The organism is Paenibacillus sp. R-74696 (assembly GCF_055814915.1).
Genome location: NZ_JBPULM010000022.1, coordinates 67,172 through 87,037, shown reverse-complemented (window position 1 = coordinate 87,037; position 19,866 = coordinate 67,172). Strand labels below are relative to the sequence as shown.

Annotated in this window: 14 protein-coding genes; 7 read left to right on the top strand and 7 right to left on the bottom strand. The window is 49.4% G+C overall.

Features of this window, described 5'->3' with window-relative positions:
* Positions 1 to 126: 126 nt before the first annotated feature.
* From ACSR9A_RS06405 to ACSR9A_RS06375, 7 genes are all read right to left on the bottom strand, one after another.
* Positions 127 to 2,964, bottom strand: a complete 2,838-nt coding sequence (locus tag ACSR9A_RS06405) for an Ig-like domain-containing protein (protein WP_473756244.1) — start codon at positions 2,962 to 2,964, stop codon at positions 127 to 129.
* Positions 2,965 to 3,128: 164 nt separating this feature from the next.
* Positions 3,129 to 5,063 (bottom strand): S-layer homology domain-containing protein, encoded by a 1,935-nt coding sequence (locus tag ACSR9A_RS06400; RefSeq protein ID WP_473756243.1) that lies wholly within the window; start codon positions 5,061 to 5,063, stop codon positions 3,129 to 3,131.
* Positions 5,064 to 5,134: 71 nt separating this feature from the next.
* Entirely contained in the window at positions 5,135 to 6,475 is a 1,341-nt protein-coding gene (locus tag ACSR9A_RS06395) for an Ig-like domain-containing protein (protein ID WP_473756242.1), read from the bottom strand.
* A gap of 115 nt (positions 6,476 to 6,590) precedes the next feature.
* Complete coding sequence (locus tag ACSR9A_RS06390) at positions 6,591 to 8,534, bottom strand: S-layer homology domain-containing protein (RefSeq protein ID WP_473756241.1); 1,944 nt, start codon at positions 8,532 to 8,534, stop codon at positions 6,591 to 6,593.
* Between the two features lie 81 nt (positions 8,535 to 8,615).
* Positions 8,616 to 9,950, bottom strand: coding sequence for an Ig-like domain-containing protein (locus ACSR9A_RS06385; protein ID WP_473756240.1), 1,335 nt, complete (start codon positions 9,948 to 9,950; stop codon positions 8,616 to 8,618).
* A gap of 202 nt (positions 9,951 to 10,152) precedes the next feature.
* Positions 10,153 to 10,908: an exodeoxyribonuclease III gene (locus ACSR9A_RS06380; protein ID WP_473756239.1), complete on the bottom strand. Its 756-nt coding sequence runs from the start codon at positions 10,906 to 10,908 to the stop codon at positions 10,153 to 10,155.
* A 58-nt stretch (positions 10,909 to 10,966) separates the two neighbouring features.
* Positions 10,967 to 11,764 (bottom strand): metallophosphoesterase family protein, encoded by a 798-nt coding sequence (locus ACSR9A_RS06375; RefSeq protein WP_473756238.1) that lies wholly within the window; start codon positions 11,762 to 11,764, stop codon positions 10,967 to 10,969.
* Between the two features lie 154 nt (positions 11,765 to 11,918).
* Between ACSR9A_RS06375 and ACSR9A_RS06370 the strand changes: the two genes are divergently transcribed.
* The 7 genes from ACSR9A_RS06370 to ACSR9A_RS06340 all read left to right on the top strand — a co-directional run bounded on the left by ACSR9A_RS06370 (position 11,919) and on the right by ACSR9A_RS06340 (position 19,840).
* Complete coding sequence (locus ACSR9A_RS06370; protein ID WP_473756237.1) at positions 11,919 to 12,731, top strand: undecaprenyl-diphosphate phosphatase; 813 nt, start codon at positions 11,919 to 11,921, stop codon at positions 12,729 to 12,731.
* A gap of 686 nt (positions 12,732 to 13,417) precedes the next feature.
* A complete protein-coding gene (locus ACSR9A_RS06365; RefSeq protein ID WP_473756236.1) occupies positions 13,418 to 14,434 on the top strand; it encodes an ABC transporter ATP-binding protein in 1,017 nt (338 codons plus the stop codon).
* Positions 14,421 to 15,359 (top strand): ABC transporter ATP-binding protein, encoded by a 939-nt coding sequence (locus tag ACSR9A_RS06360; RefSeq protein ID WP_473756235.1) that lies wholly within the window; start codon positions 14,421 to 14,423, stop codon positions 15,357 to 15,359. Before ACSR9A_RS06365 ends, ACSR9A_RS06360 begins: the two co-directional genes overlap by 14 nt.
* 2 nt (positions 15,360 to 15,361) lie before the next feature.
* A complete protein-coding gene (gene opp4B / locus ACSR9A_RS06355) occupies positions 15,362 to 16,324 on the top strand; it encodes an oligopeptide ABC transporter permease (protein WP_341279608.1) in 963 nt (320 codons plus the stop codon).
* 21 nt (positions 16,325 to 16,345) lie between these two features.
* Positions 16,346 to 17,236: an ABC transporter permease gene (locus ACSR9A_RS06350; RefSeq protein ID WP_473756234.1), complete on the top strand. Its 891-nt coding sequence runs from the start codon at positions 16,346 to 16,348 to the stop codon at positions 17,234 to 17,236.
* 20 nt (positions 17,237 to 17,256) lie between these two features.
* Positions 17,257 to 19,101, top strand: coding sequence for an oligopeptide ABC transporter substrate-binding protein (locus tag ACSR9A_RS06345; protein WP_473756233.1), 1,845 nt, complete (start codon positions 17,257 to 17,259; stop codon positions 19,099 to 19,101).
* Positions 19,102 to 19,321: 220 nt separating this feature from the next.
* Positions 19,322 to 19,840 carry a DinB family protein gene (locus tag ACSR9A_RS06340; RefSeq protein ID WP_473756232.1) on the top strand — a complete coding sequence of 173 codons (519 nt, stop codon included), beginning with the start codon at positions 19,322 to 19,324 and terminating at the stop codon, positions 19,838 to 19,840.
* Positions 19,841 to 19,866 lie beyond the last annotated feature (26 nt).

Below are 19,866 nucleotides of genomic sequence, written 5' to 3'. Positions count from 1 at the left end.
CGGAGCAAAAAAAGAGACCGGAGCCGTCCCCAGAACGGACTCCAGCCTGATGCCGTTAGCTATACGAGCCTTGCAGCGTGTTGGTTTTCAAGGCAGTGCAAACCATCCTTACAGTATTATCGTCATTTATGGCGTGTGATGCCCCATATACTGGTACGTCCCTTTTGGATAAAACGACCATTGGCTCGTATCGTACAAGCTTTTGCCGATTTCCCCCGATTTGCGGACCATTGTGCCACCGCTTGGGAAAAGGGTGCTTGTTAAAGCTCCGTTTGAGCTGATATCGCCAACCACATCAACGACAACGCCATCTTTCTTAAGAGCGATGCCGCTCACGATAAATCCCCATTCTGGAGCAAGTTTTTCTTCAAGATTGTAATAGACAGCATTGGTTAAATCAAAAAAGTCGTACCACGCCGTGTCTATTATAACGGTTACTCCGTTCGGAGTGAATTGAGAAAGAGCCAGTTCTTTCTCGTAATATTGTCCATTGGTAGAGTTGCGCCCGTAAACAAACAAGCTATAGCCTGTAAGGTTGTTGCTATAAATTTCTACGGCTGCCCGGTTTTCATCCTGAAGTAAAAATTCAGAAATATAAACGGGCGACGTTGTGAATGGCGGAGCGTCAGCAACCGTCGTAAACGTCCACTGCGTCTTTGAAGTCATTGCCGTCGATGTCAGGCCATTGCTATCTTTAAAGCTTCCAGCAGCAAACTTCACATAATAAGCGGTCGCGCCTGATAAACCGGATATTTGGACATTTGCCGTATTGCCGTTAAACGTCACCTTAGACGGATCATCAAGGGCGATGCTGGCGGCAACGGTATCGTCTGATGCTTTATACACGGTAAGCGTTTGGCCTGCTGCCGCTGTAACGGGCCGATTAAACGTAAGGGAGAGCGGTGAATTTTTATTCACACCCGTCGTCTGGTTGGCAGGGGACAGGCTGGTAATCTCCAACTCATCCGTTGCTGCAATCAGCATGGCAGGAGTTGTAAGCGTACGTCCGCTGGTCAAAGCGCTCGCCTTGGCCGTAATGCTGAAATTTGTAATATCCGTATCGAAGTCGGTGTCGTCGTAATCAACCGAGAGCCAAATTTCCTTGGAGGATAAATGCATAACAGACAGTATAGACATGCCTTGTGGAGCATGATTGAGGTCGAAGTCGCTAATGTCTGCTGCTGAATTGAAGGTATCCTGATCTAATGTAACGTTGAAAATAGCCCCGCCGGAAGCCCGCAGCTGATCCTCCGTCAAATCCTCAAGATCGACAGCCGTTAACGTCCGCGAATCTGCGGTCAGGAACGTCCAGGCTGCATCACCGCTGATGCCTGCAAACGGATTGCCATGCACATCTGTAAATGCGCCTTCCTCAACCTCTACGTAATAAGCCGTTATGCTCGTGAATTGAAAAAGTTGTGAAGCGGGATGGAGAATCGCTTTGCCGCCTTGAATCGTAACCTGCTCTGATTCAGATACGATGTAGGTTTGCACGATCGTATCGTCTGAGGCCTGCCGAATCGTAATTTTTTTGCCTGTGACCGGAACGATATCCTCGTTAAACGATAGGGAAGGCTCGGCTGACAAAGCATAATTCAGCTCCTGATTTGCAGGAGAGGTCTGCACGAGCAGCGGAGCGGCGATATCGGCAATTGTAAAGCTCCATGCCGAGGAATCACTGATGCCTTCAAATGCATTGTCCGCTTGATCGATGAATGCGCCAGCGTCAATCGTGACGAAATAGCTCGTCTCACTGCCTAGATCAGCATGCTTAATCGAAATATTTTTGCCATCTATGATGATATGACTGGTATCAGCTGCATCGTAGGCCAGAACATCAAGCGGGTTTGCCGTATTTGTAATATAAATCTTCTTGCCAGAAACAGCTGTAACAGGCTTATTCATTGTCAGTTCCAAATCGGCAGTGGCACTAATTTCGCCCGCTGAATGAGCCGGAACTCGGTTCTGAATATAGGGTGCAGACGTATCTGGCACCACCGTGCTGGAGGTCAGCGTGATGGATTGACCATGTGTTGTGCCTGTCGCTGCAACTGGTGTAGCCTCGACAAACAAATAAAGGCCAACATCCTCAGGCGCGACGAGGTAGGAGGCCGAAGTTGCGCCAGCAATGGCCGTGTGGTCCGAGCCATCAGCCTGCGAGCCGCGGTACCATTGTAAGATGGATGTGGCTTCGGCGTCATTTTCGGCATCAAAATAATCATATTGCACCGTCATCATTTCGCCCGCCTTCAGTAAACCATTGAGCGAAGCGCCATACAGCACAGGAGCATCGTTGATGGAGCTAAGCGTGACAATGTAAGTGGAGCTGTTTGTAGAAATGCCTTTGCCCGCATAGCTGCTCATTAGCTTGGTCGCATCAGCAGCGGTTACAACGCCGTCACGATTAATATCAAGCAGGTTCATTTCTTCCGGCGTCAGTACAGTGCCGCTGTTTACCACCTTCATGATGTACAGGGCGTCAGCGGCTGTGATAACACCGTCGCCAGTTGTGTCCCCGATGCGGGTTACCGTCAGTTCAAACTGCTCCGTAAGCTTCTCAAGGCTAGCGGTATGTGCTTCCAGCGTAATCGTAGTTCTTCCCGCAGATAAAATTTCTAATTCAGTGTAAAGCTGATAAGCATTTGCTGTAGCAACAGCGGAATTGCTGGAGGAGGCTGTTAGCTGTGAAAGACCAGCAATACCAGAGAACAGCACACTTGCATCCAAGGCAATATGGGAACCGCTGTGCTCGATAGCGGCGCCAAATGGCACATTGGAATCGGAGGAAGGCTTAATCCAACTAATGTCCCTATTAACGATTGGGGTGAAAAAGTTGGAACTAGCTGGAGTTGCATTTGCTGCATTGGGCAGCGGCAGTGCGGTCCCCAGCATAGTCGCACACAAAATAAGCGCAGGCCCCTTGCTGCGGGAAAAAGTAGTCATTTTACGCCAATAGTTATTCATTCGCACAGGTCTCCTTGTAAGCCGATTGATGAGATGATGCTTTTATTGTAGAACAAGCGGTTGAACGAATTCTGAATCTTTTTGTCGAATATCATCGGTGGAAAAAGGCTGCAAAATTCTAGAGACAGAATTTTGCAGCCTGATTAAAACCATACAGATTAAGCTTAGCCGTTAATCAGTCCAGCTTTGACAAGCAGGCGTTTTACGATAGCAGCCGTTTCTGCTCGGGTCACATTGGAATTTGGGTTCAGTGAACCGTCAGCACCTTGCACAATGCCGTTTTTCAAAGCGCTGGCAACAGCGGCTTTCGCATAGCTCGATACCGATGCACTGTCTCCGTAAGCAGCCAGCAGGCTATCGATTTCAGCAGTATCGCTGACGGTTGGCAAAGCTGTAAGCGCAAGAGCACGGTTTAAAATAATCATCGCTTCTTCACGTGTAATCAAACCGTTTGGACGGAAGGTGCCATCCGAATAGCCGCTGATCAGCTTGTTTGATACCGCGAGCTTCACTTCATTTTCATACCAGCTGCCTGCCTTTACATCGGAGAAGGAAACCGAAGTGGTGCTGGAAGCCTTGTGAATGCCAAGCGCGCGAAGCAAAGTTGCTGTAAACTCAGCGCGTGTAATGGAAGCATTCGGTGCGAACTCCGTGCTCGATACGCCCTTCATGATCAGACGGGAGCCGAGATCGTTGACGTCATTTTTGCTCCAGTGATTTTCAACATCCTTGAACGAAGCAGGGGCATAAACGACCGCATAGCTGCTGTTCGTCAAGCTGTTGATATTGGCAAAATACGTGCTGCCCGTTACGGAAATATAGGTCGGTACATGGTGCAGCGTACCATCTTCGCCAAATACAACGCCTGTTGTAATCGCTTTGCCGTCAGAGCCGGCAGGCAGAGCAATCGTACGCTCTACATAATGGTTAAATTGGCTAACGACTACACTTTTCCCGTTGTAATTTGCGGTAACTTCAAAGTCTACCGGAGTGCCAACAACGTTCAAGCCTTGCTTGGAAGCTTGAGCTTGGATGGCGCTTGCTGCTGCACTGTCCGCTGTTTTCACGGTAATCGTGATTTTAATATCCGACAAGGCAACCGAAGCTCCAACCTGTGCGGAAATGCTGTCAATGTTAATGTCGATGGCCGGCAGCGTGTAGGTAGCGGTTGGCGTTTGGATTTTAACAGCTGCGCCGCGGCTTTCCAGCTCTTTCACCAGTTGGCCGTTAAGCTCGCCGGTTACAATAGTAGCAGTTGTATCTTGAACCGGAAGTACCAGCTCCTTAATGCCGGTAGTACTGATTTGCTTGATTACTTTATCGTTGTCAACCTCAAGCAGGACGGATTTGCGTCCATTTTGCTCAGAGGTTTTGGAAGTTGCGAATTGCGGCTGTTCCTTGCCATCAATGTAGACAATGACAGGTGTTGATATTGCTGTTGGAGCCGGTGTGCTTGCAGCAGGAGTCGGAGTCGGTGTTGTGGAGCCACCGCCCGACGAGCCAGAGCCAGAACCTGAACCCGAGTTGGCTTTGGAAATGACAATTTCTCCACCATCAATGGTAGACGGGATCGTATACGATGAGCTGCGGTAGACCGCCCATTTCTCATCGTCTGAAGTATCTACAGTCAAATGATACGTTCCAGTCGTTTCGCTGCTTAGCGATTTAACTTCAATAGCGAACAGTTGGATCGGATCATGAATGCGCGCATTTCCGCCCGTGGAATCTATCCAGATAACGCGAGCCCAGCCGGCTGTGTTGTCAAAATTAGACTGGAAATACCCTGTATCCGACGGAGCGCCGTCTTCGGGAGCAACTACTCCATGTGTAGGCGTGATGCTGACGATGCTCAAGATGGAAGGATCAAAGTCGATTTGCATATTGTAAGCGCCGACGCCGTCTCCTGGGCTTGTCAGCATGACAGGCACAGTTGCCGATTGTCCGGCTGTTACATTGGTATTCGTAATCGTAACCTGAGCAGGAGCGCTTGATTCAGCGTGTGCGGCAGCTGGGAGAAGAACAGCTGGCAACACGAGCAGGCAGCTCAGCATGAGCAGCAAAAGGCGTCTTGCAGGAGCTTGCTTCAATAAAGTTTGCATAATAACCTCCATGATTGTAAGGGTAGATGTGTGGTGCTTGGGTATTTTGACGTTGGGTAGTTTTCACAAAATTAACCTACGTATTGGGTAGTGAAGACCCATTCAGCAAATGCAGTGCCTGCAAAATCATTGCCATCCATATCTTCAAAGGCGCCGTCATCAATGATAATGCTGAATTGTGTATCGGATGGCAGGAACATGGTTAAACCGCTAATGGTAACCGTATTTCCGCTAATGATAACGTGAGCTGGATAGTCGGTTGGAAAGCTCAGCACTTCACTGTTAGTTGAGGTATCAATAAATTTGATCTCTTTACCAGCAACGGCGGAAATGTCTCTATCAAATGTAAAAACAATATCGTCATTTTGATTGACATTGACGCTTCCGTTTACAGGGGTGCGGCTTACAATGAAAGGAGCAGCGCTTGCTACGGCAGCATTTGACTTCAAGAGGACAGCCTGGCCCGTCAGCAGATCACCAGATGCGGCAACAGGCGTAACCTCTGCGAACACATAATAATTGACATCGGCTTGCTGGAGGCTATAGGTATTCGCCGTTTCACCGATGATTTCCGCACGGTCGGAGCCGTCAGCCAGCGTGCCGCGGAACCATTTAATGCGGGTATTGCCCTCGGCATCATTTTCGGCGTCAAAATAGCTGTATTGTGCAGTAGCGGTCTGGCCAGACACCCATGAGTTGACACTTAAGGAAGTGTTGTACACAGCAGGAGCATCGTCAATGGAGCTTAACGTAACGATATATTTTTCAGTTGAGTCAAGGGAGGTTTTGCCGGTATACAGATTCATCAGTGCTGTTACATCTGCCATGGAGACGCTGCCGTCACGGTCGATATCGTACAGATTGGCGTCGCCCGGGGACAGGACGGTATTCCGGTCTATCTCTCTTGCGATTAGGAACGCATCCGCTGCTGTAACCATGCTGTCCTTGTTCGTATCCGCAAAGCGGTCGACCGTAACGCGGAAATGCTCGGTAAGCTTTTCATTTCCAGCTGTAACGCCTTCAATTCTGATTTCAGTCGTTCCAGCAGCTAAAATTTCAACGTCTATATAAGGCAGCTGCCCATTAACCGATGCGACATTTGTATCGCTGGACCAAGCGGTTAACGTAGTGATGATGGCTCCCTGAGGGAACAGCTTCCTCGTATCCAGCATAATGGAGGAGTCGTACGTAATAATCTCCGATCCCAAGCTAGGGACAGGACTGTAATTAGAAGTAGGCTTGACCCACTGTATATCGTTATTTACAACAGGTAGGAAGTAGTTCAATGGACCAGATGCTGCATGCGCCAGAGTTGATAATGACAAGCTTGTTCCTAGTACAGCGGTGCACAACAATAGCGAGGGACCTTTGCTGCGTGAAAACCCAGCCATTTTACGCAAAGAATGCTTCATTTGTCGTAAGTCTCCTTTATTCCGAGTAGTTTGTATAATTCCAGCAGCTGAGTTTGAAAAGCTGCAAGATTCCAAGCTCAGAATCTTACAGCTTTATAACAAGCTTGCTAGTAGCTTAGCCGTTAATCAGGCCAGCTTTGACGAGCAGGCGCTTCACAATAGCAGCCGTTTCTGCTCGGGTCACATTGGAATTCGGGTTCAGTGAACCGTCAGCACCTTGCACAATGCCGTTTTTCAAAGCGCTGGCAGCAGCGGCTTTCGCATAGCCCGATACCGATGCACTGTCTCCGTAAGCAGCCAGCAGGCTGTCGATTTCAGCAGTATCGCTGACGGTTGGCAAAGCTGTAAGCGCAAGAGCACGGTTTAAAATAATCATCGCTTCTTCACGTGTAATCAAACCGTTTGGACGGAAGGTGCCGTCCGAATAGCCGCTGATCAGCTTGTTTGATACCGCGAGCTTCACTTCATTTTCATACCAGCTGCCTGCCTTTACATCGGAGAAGGAAACCGAAGTGGTGCTGGAAGCCTTGTGAATACCAAGCGCGCGAAGCAAAGTTGCTGTAAACTCAGCGCGTGTAATGGAAGCATTCGGTGCGAACTCCGTGCTCGATACGCCCTTCATGATCAGGCGGGAGCCGAGATCGTTGACGTCATTTTTGCTCCAGTGATTTTCAACATCCTTGAACGAAGCAGGGGCATAAACGACCGCATAGCTGCTGTTCGTCAAGCTGTTGATATTTGCAAAATACGTGCTGCCCGTTACGGAAATATAGGTCGGTACATGGTGCAGTGTACCATCTTCACCAAGCACGACACCCGTTGTCATCTTCGAGCCATCGGAGCCGGCAGGCAGAGCGATCGAGCGTTCTACATAATGATTAAATTGGCCAATGCTGATGTTTTGTCCGTTGTACTGCGCAATGACTTCAAAGTTTACCGGAGCGCCAACGACGCTTACGCCTTGTTTGGACGCTTGGCTTTGTACAGAATTGATGGTTGCATTGTCTGCTGCGGTAATAGTAATGATGATTTTAATATCGGACAGCTTCACCGTGGTACCGACCTGTGCGGAAATCGCATCAATGTTGATGTCGCTCGCAGGCAAGGTGTAGCTAGCCGCTGGCGTCTCGATTTTAACAGTTGCGCCGCGTTTCTCCAGCTCCTTCACCAGCTGACCGTTCAAGCCGCCAGTTACGACAGCAGCTGTGCTGTCTTGAATCGGGAGCACAAGCTCTTTAATGCCAGCTGTGTCGATTTGCTTAATGACCTTGTCATTGTCTACATCCAGCTGAACCGTTTTGCGGCCATTTTGAACGGATGTTTGAGCCGTTGCGAACTGCGGCTGCTCTTTGCCGTCGATGTATACAATAACCGGAGTTGTTGTAGTTGTCGGAGCTGGTGTAGTTGTAACAGGAGTTGTGGTGGAACCGCCGCCTGACGAGCCTGAACCTGAACCTGAACCTGAACCTGAACCAGATCCTGAGTTGGCCTTCGAAATGACGATTTCTCCGCCATCAACGGTAGAAGGCGTCGTATGCGATGGGCTGCGGTAGAACGCCCATTTCTCAGCGTTCGTCGTATCTACAGTGAGGTGATACGTTCCTGTCGTTTCGCTGCTGAGCGATTTAACCTCAATAGCGAACAGTTGGACAGGATCGTTAATGCGCGAGTCTCCGCCCGTAGAGTCTATCCAGATGGCGCGTGCCCAGCCCGCCGTATTGTCAAAGTTGGACTGAAAATAGCCTGTAGCTGATGGAGCGCCGTTTTCTGGCGCCACTTCACCATGTGTAGGTGTAATGCTGACGATGCTCAGTACGGAAGGATCGAAGTCGATTTGCATATTGTAAGCGCCGACGCCGTCTCCTGGATCTGTGAGCATGACGGGCACGGTTGCTGATTGTCCGGCTGTCACATTGGTATTCGTAATCGTAACCTTTGTAGGGGCGTCTGATGCAGCATGTGCGGCAGAAGGGACGAGAAAAGCTGGCAATACGAGCAGGCAGCTCAACATGAGCAGCAGAAGGCGTCTTGCGGGAGCTTGCTTCATTGATATTTGCATAATAACCTCCATGAAAGTAAGAGTAGATGGATGAAGCTTAAATATCAGTTGAAATTTATAAATGTAAGGGCTGATGCAGGGTTAGCTCGGGTATTCGGTAGCGAATTCCCATTCTGCACCATTGAAGCCTGCAAAATTGTTGCCGTTTGCATCTTTAAAGGCACCAGCGGAAATTAAAATTAAATAATTTGTACCGTATGTCAGTTTTCCAGCCAGGTTTTTAATGGTAACTGTTTTTCCATCAACCTCGATATTGTAATCATCATCGGCATCATAGTTTAATACAACGCCGTCTATATCAGTATTATAAAAACGAATAAATTTACCAGGAACAGCTGTAACCTCTCTATCAAAAGTGAAGACAATATCGGCATTTCTATTGACATTTACACTTCCACTTTCGGGTGCGCGGCTAACAATGATAGGAGTAGCACTCAATACGATAGAATCGGGCTTCAATAGGACAGTTTGGCCCGTCAGCAGATCGCCCGATGCGGCAACCGGTGTCACTTCTGCGAACACATAATAATTTAGATCGGTTTGCTGAAGCGTATAGCTATTCGACGTTTCGCTTATGATTTCCGTACGGTCTGATCCATCAGCTTGCAGGCCGCGGAACCATTTAATGCGGGTATTGCCTTCGAAGTCATTTTCAGCATCAAAATAACTGTATTGCGCAGTCACCGTTTGGCCTGGTGCCCATGTATCGGCGCTTAAGGAGCCGTTATATACAACTGGAGCATCGTCAATGGAGCTTAAGGTGACGATATATTTTTTAGACGAGTCTGGAACGGTTTTGCCAGTGTAGAGGCTCATTAGGGCGGAAGCATCCGCTGCCGTTACGGATCTGTCGCGGTCGATATCATATAAATTGAGGTCTCCGGAAGTAAGGGTGGAATTTCTGTTCAACTCTCGAACGATGTGAAAGGCATCCGCTGACGTAATAATGCCGTCTTTATTCGTATCGGCGAAGAGGTCTACCGTCAAGCGAAAGTGTTCGGTCAGCTTTTCATTTTCAGAGGTAACGCCTTCAACCCTGATTTCAGTCGTTCCCGGTCCGAATATTTCCATCTCAAAGTCGGGCAAATAACCATCCGCAGACGCGACGTTCGTATTGCTGGAAGTAGCAGTTAACATCGTTATGGTGGTTGATGGGGGGAAGAGCTTCTGTGAATCCAATGAGATGTAGCTGCCATAAACGTCAATGGTTGATCCCATTCCCGCATTCGCATTGGAATCAAATTTAACCCATTGTAGATCATTGTTTACTACAGGAAGAAAGTAGTTCGAAGGTTCTGGAATTGCATATGCCGGAGCAGATAGTGACAAGGTGGTTCCCAATACTGCAGCACAAACAAAAAGAGAGGGGCCCTTTTTCAGGGATAATGCGGTCATTTTGCGCCAATAATTGTTCATTTGTCCGGGTCTCCTTGTTACGAATAGTAGGATGCTTAGCTTCATTTTACTTTTTAGGGCTGAACCGATTCTGAACGGAAGTGTCTAATTGGAAAGAATAAAGTAGCAAAATGTCGAAAAATGTTGAAATTAAAAAGAAAAACACAAAAAAACCGTTAATATCTGCAAGCAGAATTTAACGGTTCAAAATATTATTTCTTCATTAAAGGTCCATGCTTAGCAGCACCGGACAATGATCGCTTCCCATAATTGCGGAATCAATGGCCGCGTCCTTCAGCAGTGGAGCGAGTCGCTCTGAGATCAGAAAATAGTCAATGCGCCAACCGACGTTCCGCTCGCGAACCTTCGGCATATAGGACCACCATGTGTAGGCATCGGTGCGGTCAGGGTAGAGATAGCGGAAGCTGTCGACAAAACCGGCGGCCAGCAGCTCGGTCATTTTGCCGCGTTCTTCCGGGGTGAAACCGGAATTGCCGTGGTTGGCTTTGGCGTTTTTGAGATCGATTTCCTGATGGGCGACGTTGAGATCGCCGCAGACAATGACGGGCTTCACCGCATCAAGCTGCTGCAAATAAGTGCGGAAGCGATCCTCCCATTCCAGTCGATAATCCAGCCGCAGCAAATCGCGCTTGGCATTAGGCGTATATACATTAACCAAATAGAATCCCTCAAATTCCAACGTCAAAATGCGGCCTTCCGGCTCTTCATTTTCTTCAATGCCATAGCGGACGGAAAGCGGTGGTACTTTCGTAAACACTGCCGTACCGGAATAGCCCTTCTTAACAGCATAGTTCCAGTAATCCGAATACGCCTCACCGAGCTCCAGCGAAATTTGCCCCTCCTGAAGCTTCGTCTCCTGCAGACAGAAAATATCCGCATCCATCTCGGTAAAATAATCATTAAACCCTTTATTTACACAGGCTCTCAGCCCGTTAACATTCCATGAAACCAGCTTCAATGCGGAACCTCTCCTCTGTTGGCATTTATATAAAAAAAAGCTAAAAGCAGTGCTTCAACTAAGCGGGCAGCAGGATGAAGACTTTGCCATCGGTATTCAAAATCTGGCTTCCATTGCTAAGCGTGGCATAGGGAGGCTCCCAGTGTGAGTGCCCGCAAAATACAAGCGTCTCTGGCAGTTGTTCAAGCGCAGTGCGAATGGCGCTGTTCCCCTCAAGCCCAAGTGTCGGCTCATCCGGTCCCTGATGCAGAAGCAAAGCGTGGGGCTGCTTCATAATAAGCTTGCGAAGCCACTTCACATAATCGTGCTGAGACATGCGATTAGGCTTGTCTGCTCGTCCGATAATGCCGCTTAGACCGGCAAGGCGGAGTCCTAATATTTCGGTCAAAGCTGGCAGGTCCATGAAATGCATGCAATCGCTAGCGGCGAGCATATTCATATGCGCAGACTCCATTATATCATGGTTGCCGGGTACACCTGCGACCCAGCCGAATGTTTCACCGAAAGCGAGCCAGACTTGAAGGGGATTACCGCTGCTGCCCCTTTTGCTGGCATCCCCATATAAATCGCCGCATAACAGAGCGACCGTACGCTGTAGGGAAAGATGGGGAAATTCAATCGCCATTAATAGCGCTAAATATTCGGGGAGCAGCTCGCCAAGCTGTACCTCACAACCATCATCGATGGCAACGCCCTGCAAATCGGAGGTGACAATTAGGGCATCTACACGCTCGGGCAATCCGGATACAAAGCCCTGATAGACGGGCAGCAGCACAGGGGAGGTTCCACCGCCAGCCGCCGCTGTTTGATAGGGGAAGCTTTCAAGAGGTTCGGGAAGTATTCGCTCGATTTTCATAGCAGCCGATGTAGCCCCCTTTGCAACTGGAAATGATTCATGCTTTCGCTATTTATACCATGCTTGCGAGTAGTGGGCAACTCAGGAGATTTGATCATTTTTACTAGGGTGCGTTATGATAGGGGAGGTAAATACAAGCAAAAAAGGAGACGGTATGGACAATTTCGTATTATGGCTGAAGTATTTGATTCTCGGTATTATTCAGGGCTTTACGGAGCCGATCCCCGTATCATCAAGCGGACATTTAATTATTGCCCAGCAACTGCTAGGCGTAGATCAGCGAGGACTGGCATTTGAGATTTTAACGAACACGGCATCGCTGATTGCGATTGGCTACATTTTTCGCCAGGATATTAATCGGCTGATCGTTAACACCATCAAATATATGAGAACACGGGACAAGGCCTACAAAAGCGACTTCCTGTTCGCTATGTATGTCGTCATTGGAACAGTGCCGGCCGTCATTATCGGGCTGCTGTTCAAGGATCAAATCGAATCATATTTCTCCTCCGTGCGCACGGTGGCGATATCGCTGCTCATAACGGGTGTGGCACTTTGGCTAATCCGCAATTTGCAAGGACGCAAGCGGGATGGCGACCTGACGGTCAAGGACGCTTTAATTGTAGGTTTGGCACAGGCTGTAGCGCTCATTCCAGGTATTAGCCGCTCCGGTTCTACCGTCATTACATCTATTGCGGTTGGGATGAAGCAGGAGACGGCGCTGCGGTTTTCTTTTATGCTATACATACCAATTAGCTTGGGCGGACTGGTGCTGGGCGTGTCGGACATTGCCAATGATCCTAACCGCACCTCGCTGATGATTCCTTATCTCATAGCCTTCATCGCTACTTTAATCGTGACCTACTATTCTATGCGCTGGTTCATGAACATTATGGCGCGTGGCAATTTGAAATATTTCTCCTATTATTGCTTTGTCGCAGGCATTCTGCTGCTCATTTTCCTCTAGAACGACTGCTGGAAGAGAGGGCGCACGGGTCCGGGTAAAAAGGGTTTGAGAGGCTGGTATCCGAACAGGGATGCCAGCTTTTTTGTAATTATAAACATTTAAAAGTTCCACACTTATAATCGACTATATTTCAAGGTGAAACGCGCCGCGCCGCCAGAGGACGGCGACAGCCGTTTCACCTTGGCTGCGCCACCTGTAATGGGCGTTTATGCATGCCTGCGAATAAAAAAAAGGGGATGGTGAAGCATGATTTTGTTGCTTTCAGTAGAATTTACAACTTTTTCCTGTCTGATCTGAGCAGAAAATCGTTATTTCTTTATGAAAAACTCACAATATCTAAATTCAGGAAGAATTATAATTAAAAAATATATTGAATTTATTACTTAATTAATTTACAGTTGTGAATATTTATTTAAGGTTTTAAATAAATATTACGCCTTCATATATGTTAATACTTGACTAACATTATCTCTTAAATCGAACTAGATGTTAAAAAAAGAGAGAAAGATAAATAAAAAGTATTGTAACTCTATTCTTAATGATATAAAATGTGACATAGATTGAGGCTCAGGATGCCATCTTCGAACAGCAAGATTCGCCTGAAATGCCGAGCCAAGCGCTTCATTATTTTCAGAATTATCAATTTAATTGACGCTCGAAATTATAATTCGTTAGGGTGATTAAATATGAGTGAGGAATTGCTGAGAATGGAGCATTTAACGACGTCCTTTCGTATAGCTGACCGCTACTATGCGGCAGTGGATGACGTGTCGCTAGCCGTCAGGAAAAATGAAATTTTAGCGATTGTCGGCGAATCCGGCTCGGGGAAAAGCGCATTGGCCTTTTCGATTATGGGGCTCCACACGCGGGCGAAAATCGAAGGGCATATTTATTATAAGGGGCAGGATTTGGCTCATCTGCCGCCAAGCAAATTAAACAAGCTGCGCGGCAAGGAAATGGGCATGATTTTTCAGGACCCGCTGTCGGCGCTTAATCCGCTCATGATTATTGGCAGCCAGATTGAGGAGGCTTTGCTGCTGCATAACGACAAGCTGACGGCGGAGCAGCGCAAGGCGAAGGTGCTGGAGCTGCTCGATAAGGTAGGCATTCCGCGGCCTGAGCATACGTATCAGCAATATCCGCATGAGCTGTCCGGTGGCATGAGGCAGCGCGTCGTCATTGCGATTGCGATTGCCAATGAGCCGGAGCTGCTCATTGCCGATGAGCCGACGACGGCGCTTGATGTAACGATCCAGCTGCAAATTTTGGAGCTGATCCGCAAGCTGAAGAGCGATATCGGAGCCGGCATCATCCTCATCACCCACGACCTCGGCGTTGTGGCGGAAATGGCGGATCGCGTAGCGGTGATGTACGCAGGGCAGATCGTGGAAATCGCCGATATTTATAGGCTCATTTCGAATGCGCAGCATCCTTATACAAAGTCGCTGCTCAGCTCGATTCCGGCGGCCAGTGCCGAGAAGTCTCGGCTGCATGTCATTCAGGGCATCGTGCCCTCCTTGCAGAAGCTGCCCCGCGAGGGCTGTCGCTTCCGCTCCCGCATTCCGTGGATACAGGAAGCGGTGCATGAGGCGGAGCCTGCGATGCACGAAGTAAGTCCCGGTCATTTCGTCCGCTGCACCTGCTATCGGACTTTTTATTTTCCTAAAGTGGACGGAAAGGGGGCTGACTATGGCGCTTCTTGATATTAAGGATTTAAAGGTGCATTTTCCGATTCGCGGTGGCTTATTCGGCAGAGCGGTTGGCGAGGTCAAGGCGGTTGACGGCGTAAGCTTGTCGATTGAGCAGGGCAGCACCTACGGACTTGTTGGCGAGTCCGGCTCGGGCAAGACGACGACGGGGCGGGCGATCATCGGCCTGAATGCGATTACGTCCGGCAGCGTCGTGTTTGAAGGGAAAGACTTGAACGAAGGCGGCAGGCGAAGCTTGCTGAATGCCCGCCGCGATGTTCAAATGATTTTTCAAGATCCGTATTCCTCGCTTAATCCGAAGAAGCGCGTCATCGACATCGTGGCGGAGCCGCTGCGCAACTTCGAGCGGATGTCACCGCAGGAAGAGAAGCGGCGCGTGCGAGAGCTGCTGGAGCAGGTAGGCTTAAGCGCGGAGACGATCTATAAATATCCGCATGAGTTTTCCGGCGGCCAGCGGCAGCGGATCGGCATCGCCAGGGCGATTGCTTTGAAGCCGAAGCTGATTATCGCCGACGAGCCCGTATCGGCGCTGGACGTATCCGTACAGGCGCAGGTGCTTAATTTTATGCAGGACATCCAGAAGGAATTAAACCTCACGTACTTGTTTATCAGCCATGACCTTGGCATTATCCGGCATATGTGCGATCACATCGGCATTATGTACAAGGGCAGACATGTTGAGCAAGGCACAACCTCAGATATTTTTCATAACCCTCAACATATTTACACCAAGAGGCTCCTTGCAGCCATCCCTGATATCGACCCTACACAGCGAGAGAAGCAACGACAGTTTAGAGCAGCGGTAAAAGCCGAATATGATCAAGCCTACAGAGACTATTTTGACGAAGAGGGCCTGGCCTATTCACTAAGGCCCATCTCAAGCACGCATCTAGTAGCTCTGCCTGGGAAAGGTGGATAGCGATGTGGAAAACGATTGCTCGCCGTATATTCATTATGATTCCGCAATTATTTTTACTTAGCATTCTCGTCTTTTTGCTCGCTAAAGCGATGCCCGGCGATGCGCTCACAGGCCTTGTTGATCCGAGTCTGGACCCAGCGGCGCTTGAAGCGCAGCGCGAGCGGCTTGGTCTGAACGATCCGTGGCATGTGCAGTACTGGAACTGGATGATCCATGCGCTCCAGGGCGACTTTGGACAATCGTTCCGCTTCAAAATGCCCGTGTCCGAGCTCATTGGCCAGCGCATTTTTAATACGATCTGGCTGTCGGTCGCGACGCTGATATTGACTTACTTAATCGCGATTCCGCTCGGCATTACGAGTGGCCGCTACAACGATACTTGGGCGGACCGCCTGATTACGGGCTATACCTACTTGGGCTTTGCTGCACCGCTGTTTATTTTTGGCTTGGTTATGCTGTGGCTGTTCGGCTTTCACTTTGACTGGTTCCCAACAGGCGGCAGCGTCAAGCCGGGGACAGAGCCTGGCACGGCTGCGTATGTATTTAGCAAAATCTATCATTTGCTGCTCCCCGCTTTGTCGATGGCGCTGATTACGACCGTGACGACGGTACAGCTGCTGCGCAGCGAAATTATTGATACGAAGCAGCGTGATTTTATTTTGACCGCAAGGGCTAAGGGGGCTTCAGAGTCCCGCGTCTATAACCGTCATATATTACGCAACTCGCTGCTGCCGATTGCCGCTTTTTTCGGCTATGAGATTACGGGCCTGATTGGCGGCACCGTATTTATTGAGAGCATCTTCAGCTACCCTGGCATGGGACAGCTGTTTCTAAGCTCCATCTCCTTGCGGGATTTCAGTGTCGTGACGGCGCTGGTGCTGCTGTATGGGCTCGCATCGATTTTGGGAGCTTTAATTTCGGATATGATTTTGAGCATTGTCGATCCTCGGATTCGGATTAAATAAGCGCGCAGGGAGGCTTAAACTATGAGCAAGCTTGCAACCGCCGAGGCGGACCGAAGCCCCTCCGGCTGGAAAATCATCTGGCGGGAAATTGTCCGCGACAAGGTGGCGTTTGCTTCCTTTCTTTTTCTAGGACTCATCATCATCTTTGTATATGGCATTTCGCTTGTGCTGGATCAGAAGCAGATCGTGACCGTGGATTTGTTCTCGCTGTACAAGCCGCCTTCCGCCGAGTATTGGCTGGGGACGGACTATGGCGGTCGCGACGTATTCGGGCAGCTGATCATCGGTACGCGCAACTCCTTGTCCATCGGGATTATTGTGACGCTGATGACCGGGATTATCGGCATTCTGATTGGGATGCTGTCGGGTTATTTTGGCGGCAGCGTAGACAATGTGTTTATGCGCTTCGTCGATTTCTTTATGATTTTGCCGACGCTCATGATCGTTATTGCGTTCGTAACCGCCGTGCCCAAATACAGCATTATTTCATTTTCGCTCATTATGACGGCATTCCTGTGGATGGGCATTGCCCGGCTGATTCGGTCGAAGGCGCTGCAGGAGCGCGAGCTGGATTACATTCAGGCGTCCAGAACGCTAGGCTCCTCCCACTTGAAAATCATGTTTACACAGCTGCTGCCGAATCTCAGCTCCATTATTATTGTGACTATGACGCTGAATCTGGCAGCGAACATCGGCCTTGAATCCGGCCTTTCCTTTCTTGGCTTTGGCTTTCCTGAAAGTACGCCGAGCCTCGGTACCTTAGTCAGCTATGCGAGAAACCCGCAAACCCTGGAGAGCAGATGGTGGATCTGGTTACCCGCGTCAGTGCTGATTTTGGTATTGATGTTGAGTATAAATAATGTTGGTCAAGCGCTGAAGCGCGCGACGGACGCAAGACAAAGAAAAGGCTAATAAAAGGAGGAGATGGTGTAATGAGAAAGGTTATGGGGACAAGGTATGTATTCGTTTCGCTGATGCTTGTGCTCGCGCTAATGCTGGGGGCATGTACATCAAATGGCGGAAGCGGGGCGGCTGAGAGCGCAAGTCCTGGGGCGAGTGCTGAGCCTACGGCTAGCGCAAATGCAGAGCCAGCTGAAGATGATGGTCTTTATTCGATTGAGGATTTTAACAAGGTGAAAATTAATGAAGGTACGGCGCTGAAGGGCGGCTCCGTGACTTACGGCTTGGTGTCCGATACGCCATTTGAAGGAACGCTGAACTTCAATTTCTATTCGGGCAACCCGGATGCGATGGTCCTCCAATGGTTTGACGAGGGACTATTGACTTGGGATGCGAACTACGTCTATACGAACGATGGGGCAGCTACCTATGAGGTTGCTGAGGATGGTCGCACGTTTACCTTTACCATTCGCGACAATGTGAACTGGCAGGACGGCAAGCCGGTAACGGCTGAGGATTGGCTGTTCGCGCATGAGATAATCGGTCACAAGGACTATGACGGTCCGCGCTACGATTCCAATTTTACGAACATTGAAGGCATGCAGGAATACCATGACGGCAAAGCCAAAACGATTTCTGGCATTAAGGTGCTTGGAGACAAGCAGCTGCAAATTACGTATATTCAGTCTACTCCGTCTCTACTGACGGGCGGCGTTTGGATATATCCGCTGGCTAAGCATATTTTTGGCGAGATGGAGGTAGCGAAAATTTCCGCTTCCAAGGAAGTGCGCGAGAAGCCGATCGGCTTCGGACCTTTTAAAGTGAAAACAATTGTACCAGGCGAGTCGGTCGTGTTCGAGAAAAATGCCGATTACTGGCGCGGCGAGCCTGCGCTGGATGAGGTTGTGCTGAAGGTCATCAACCCGACGACGGTTGTGCAGCAGCTTGAGAGCGGCGGCGTTGATCTCGTCGATTCGTTCCCGGTTGACCAATATCCGGACAATGCGGGCATGTCGAACGTCGAGTTCCTCGGCATGATTGACCGCGCGTATACGTATATCGGCTTTAAGCTTGGTACATGGGATAAAGAAGCAAAAGCTGTTAAGCCGAATGACAAGGCGAAAATGGGCGATGTGAATTTGCGCAAGGCGATGTGGCAGGCGGTGGACAATGATGCTGTCGGCAAAAAGTTCTATCACGGCCTGCGCTGGAATGCAACGACGCTGATCCCGCCGTCCCACCCAGAGTTCCATGATTCTACGAACAAAGGTGTAACCTACGATCCGGAAGCGGCGAAAAAGCTGCTGGATGACGCAGGCTACAAATTGAACGGTGAATTCCGCACCAATCCAGATGGCAGCCAGCTGGTCATCAACTTTATTTCGATGACGGGCGGAGATATTGCTGAGCCACTGGCCCGTTATTATGTGCAATCATGGGCCGCAATCGGTCTCAATGTTAACCTGGAAATGGTCGAGTTCAACTCCTTCTATGACCGTGTAGGTTCTAATGGCGATGACGATCCGGCGGTTGATGTTTACCAGGCGGCGTGGTCTGTTGGCATCGATGTAGACCCTGCGGGTCTATATGGCAAAGATGCGATTTATAACTTCCCGCGTTTTGAGACGGAGGAGAATAGCAGGCTGCTTGCAGAGGGCGTGTCGGAGAAAGCCTTTGATGTAGAGGTGCGCAAAGGCATTTATAAGGAATGGCAGCAATACATGGTCGATCAGGTTCCGGTATTCCCGACGCTGTACCGCTCTGAGCTTGCCCCTGTCAACAAGCGGATTATGAACTATGCGATTGGCGACGGCACAGGCATTTACTTGTATCAGCTGGCTGTTTCGCAGGATAAACCGTTTGTGGCAACGAAATAGCGTATAATAGAGCTTAGAGTAGCAAAAAAGATAACAGGCGGGGCTTAAGTCCACCTGTTAGACGAGGGCTGTTCACTAGGGCGGAGGATTCCGCCTTGGGGAGCAGCCCGCTTTGCGATTGCAGCGGGGAGGACGCGGCAGCGCTCTTTTCAAACGGGGGCGGGAATGCTACAATCTCTGAAACTGAAGCTTTGAAAATAAAGAAAGGCAGGTAACGAATATGAGCAATCGACCTTCTATTAATGACTTTAACCCTTTTTATCAAACATACATTGAAAAGGTGCCGGAAGTCAGCATTAAGGATGTGCTGCTTGAGGCCTACGATACGACAAGTGAGCTGCTCGCAAGCATTCCAGAGGAGCGCGGCGACTATAAATACGCAGAAGGCAAATGGAGCATTAAGGAAGTCATTGGCCATATTAATGATACCGAGCGCGTCATGAGCTATCGCCTGCTGCGGGTTTCGCGGGGCGATTCGACGCCGCTGCCTGGTTTTGAGCAGGAGGTATTTGTAGCGGGCGCGAGGTTTAATGAGTTTGCGATTGCGGAGCTGACTGAGGAATATCGGACGATCAGGCAATCGACGCTTAAGCTGCTTAGCAAGCTTTCCGATGAGGAACTGGCACGGCGCGGTAACGCAAGCAATTCCGAGGTAACGGCACTGGCTCTCGCCTACATTATCGCTGGTCACGAGCTGCACCATTTGAACGTATTGAAAGAACGATATTTAATTGACTAGCTTATACAACAGTCACCAAAGGAGCT

Coding starts and splice junctions, on each gene's coding strand:
- ACSR9A_RS06370 (WP_473756237.1), top strand. CDS start 11,919: ATGGACAATTTCGTATTATGGCTGAAGTATTTGATTCTCGGTATTATT.
- ACSR9A_RS06395 (WP_473756242.1), bottom strand. CDS start 6,475: ATGAAGCATTCTTTGCGTAAAATGGCTGGGTTTTCACGCAGCAAAGGT.
- ACSR9A_RS06345 (WP_473756233.1), top strand. CDS start 17,257: ATGAGAAAGGTTATGGGGACAAGGTATGTATTCGTTTCGCTGATGCTT.
- ACSR9A_RS06385 (WP_473756240.1), bottom strand. CDS start 9,950: ATGAACAATTATTGGCGCAAAATGACCGCATTATCCCTGAAAAAGGGC.
- ACSR9A_RS06350 (WP_473756234.1), top strand. CDS start 16,346: ATGAGCAAGCTTGCAACCGCCGAGGCGGACCGAAGCCCCTCCGGCTGG.
- ACSR9A_RS06365 (WP_473756236.1), top strand. CDS start 13,418: ATGAGTGAGGAATTGCTGAGAATGGAGCATTTAACGACGTCCTTTCGT.
- opp4B (WP_341279608.1), top strand. CDS start 15,362: ATGTGGAAAACGATTGCTCGCCGTATATTCATTATGATTCCGCAATTA.
- ACSR9A_RS06400 (WP_473756243.1), bottom strand. CDS start 5,063: ATGCAAACTTTATTGAAGCAAGCTCCTGCAAGACGCCTTTTGCTGCTC.
- ACSR9A_RS06360 (WP_473756235.1), top strand. CDS start 14,421: ATGGCGCTTCTTGATATTAAGGATTTAAAGGTGCATTTTCCGATTCGC.
- ACSR9A_RS06405 (WP_473756244.1), bottom strand. CDS start 2,964: ATGAATAACTATTGGCGTAAAATGACTACTTTTTCCCGCAGCAAGGGG.
- ACSR9A_RS06390 (WP_473756241.1), bottom strand. CDS start 8,534: ATGCAAATATCAATGAAGCAAGCTCCCGCAAGACGCCTTCTGCTGCTC.
- ACSR9A_RS06375 (WP_473756238.1), bottom strand. CDS start 11,764: ATGAAAATCGAGCGAATACTTCCCGAACCTCTTGAAAGCTTCCCCTAT.
- ACSR9A_RS06340 (WP_473756232.1), top strand. CDS start 19,322: ATGAGCAATCGACCTTCTATTAATGACTTTAACCCTTTTTATCAAACA.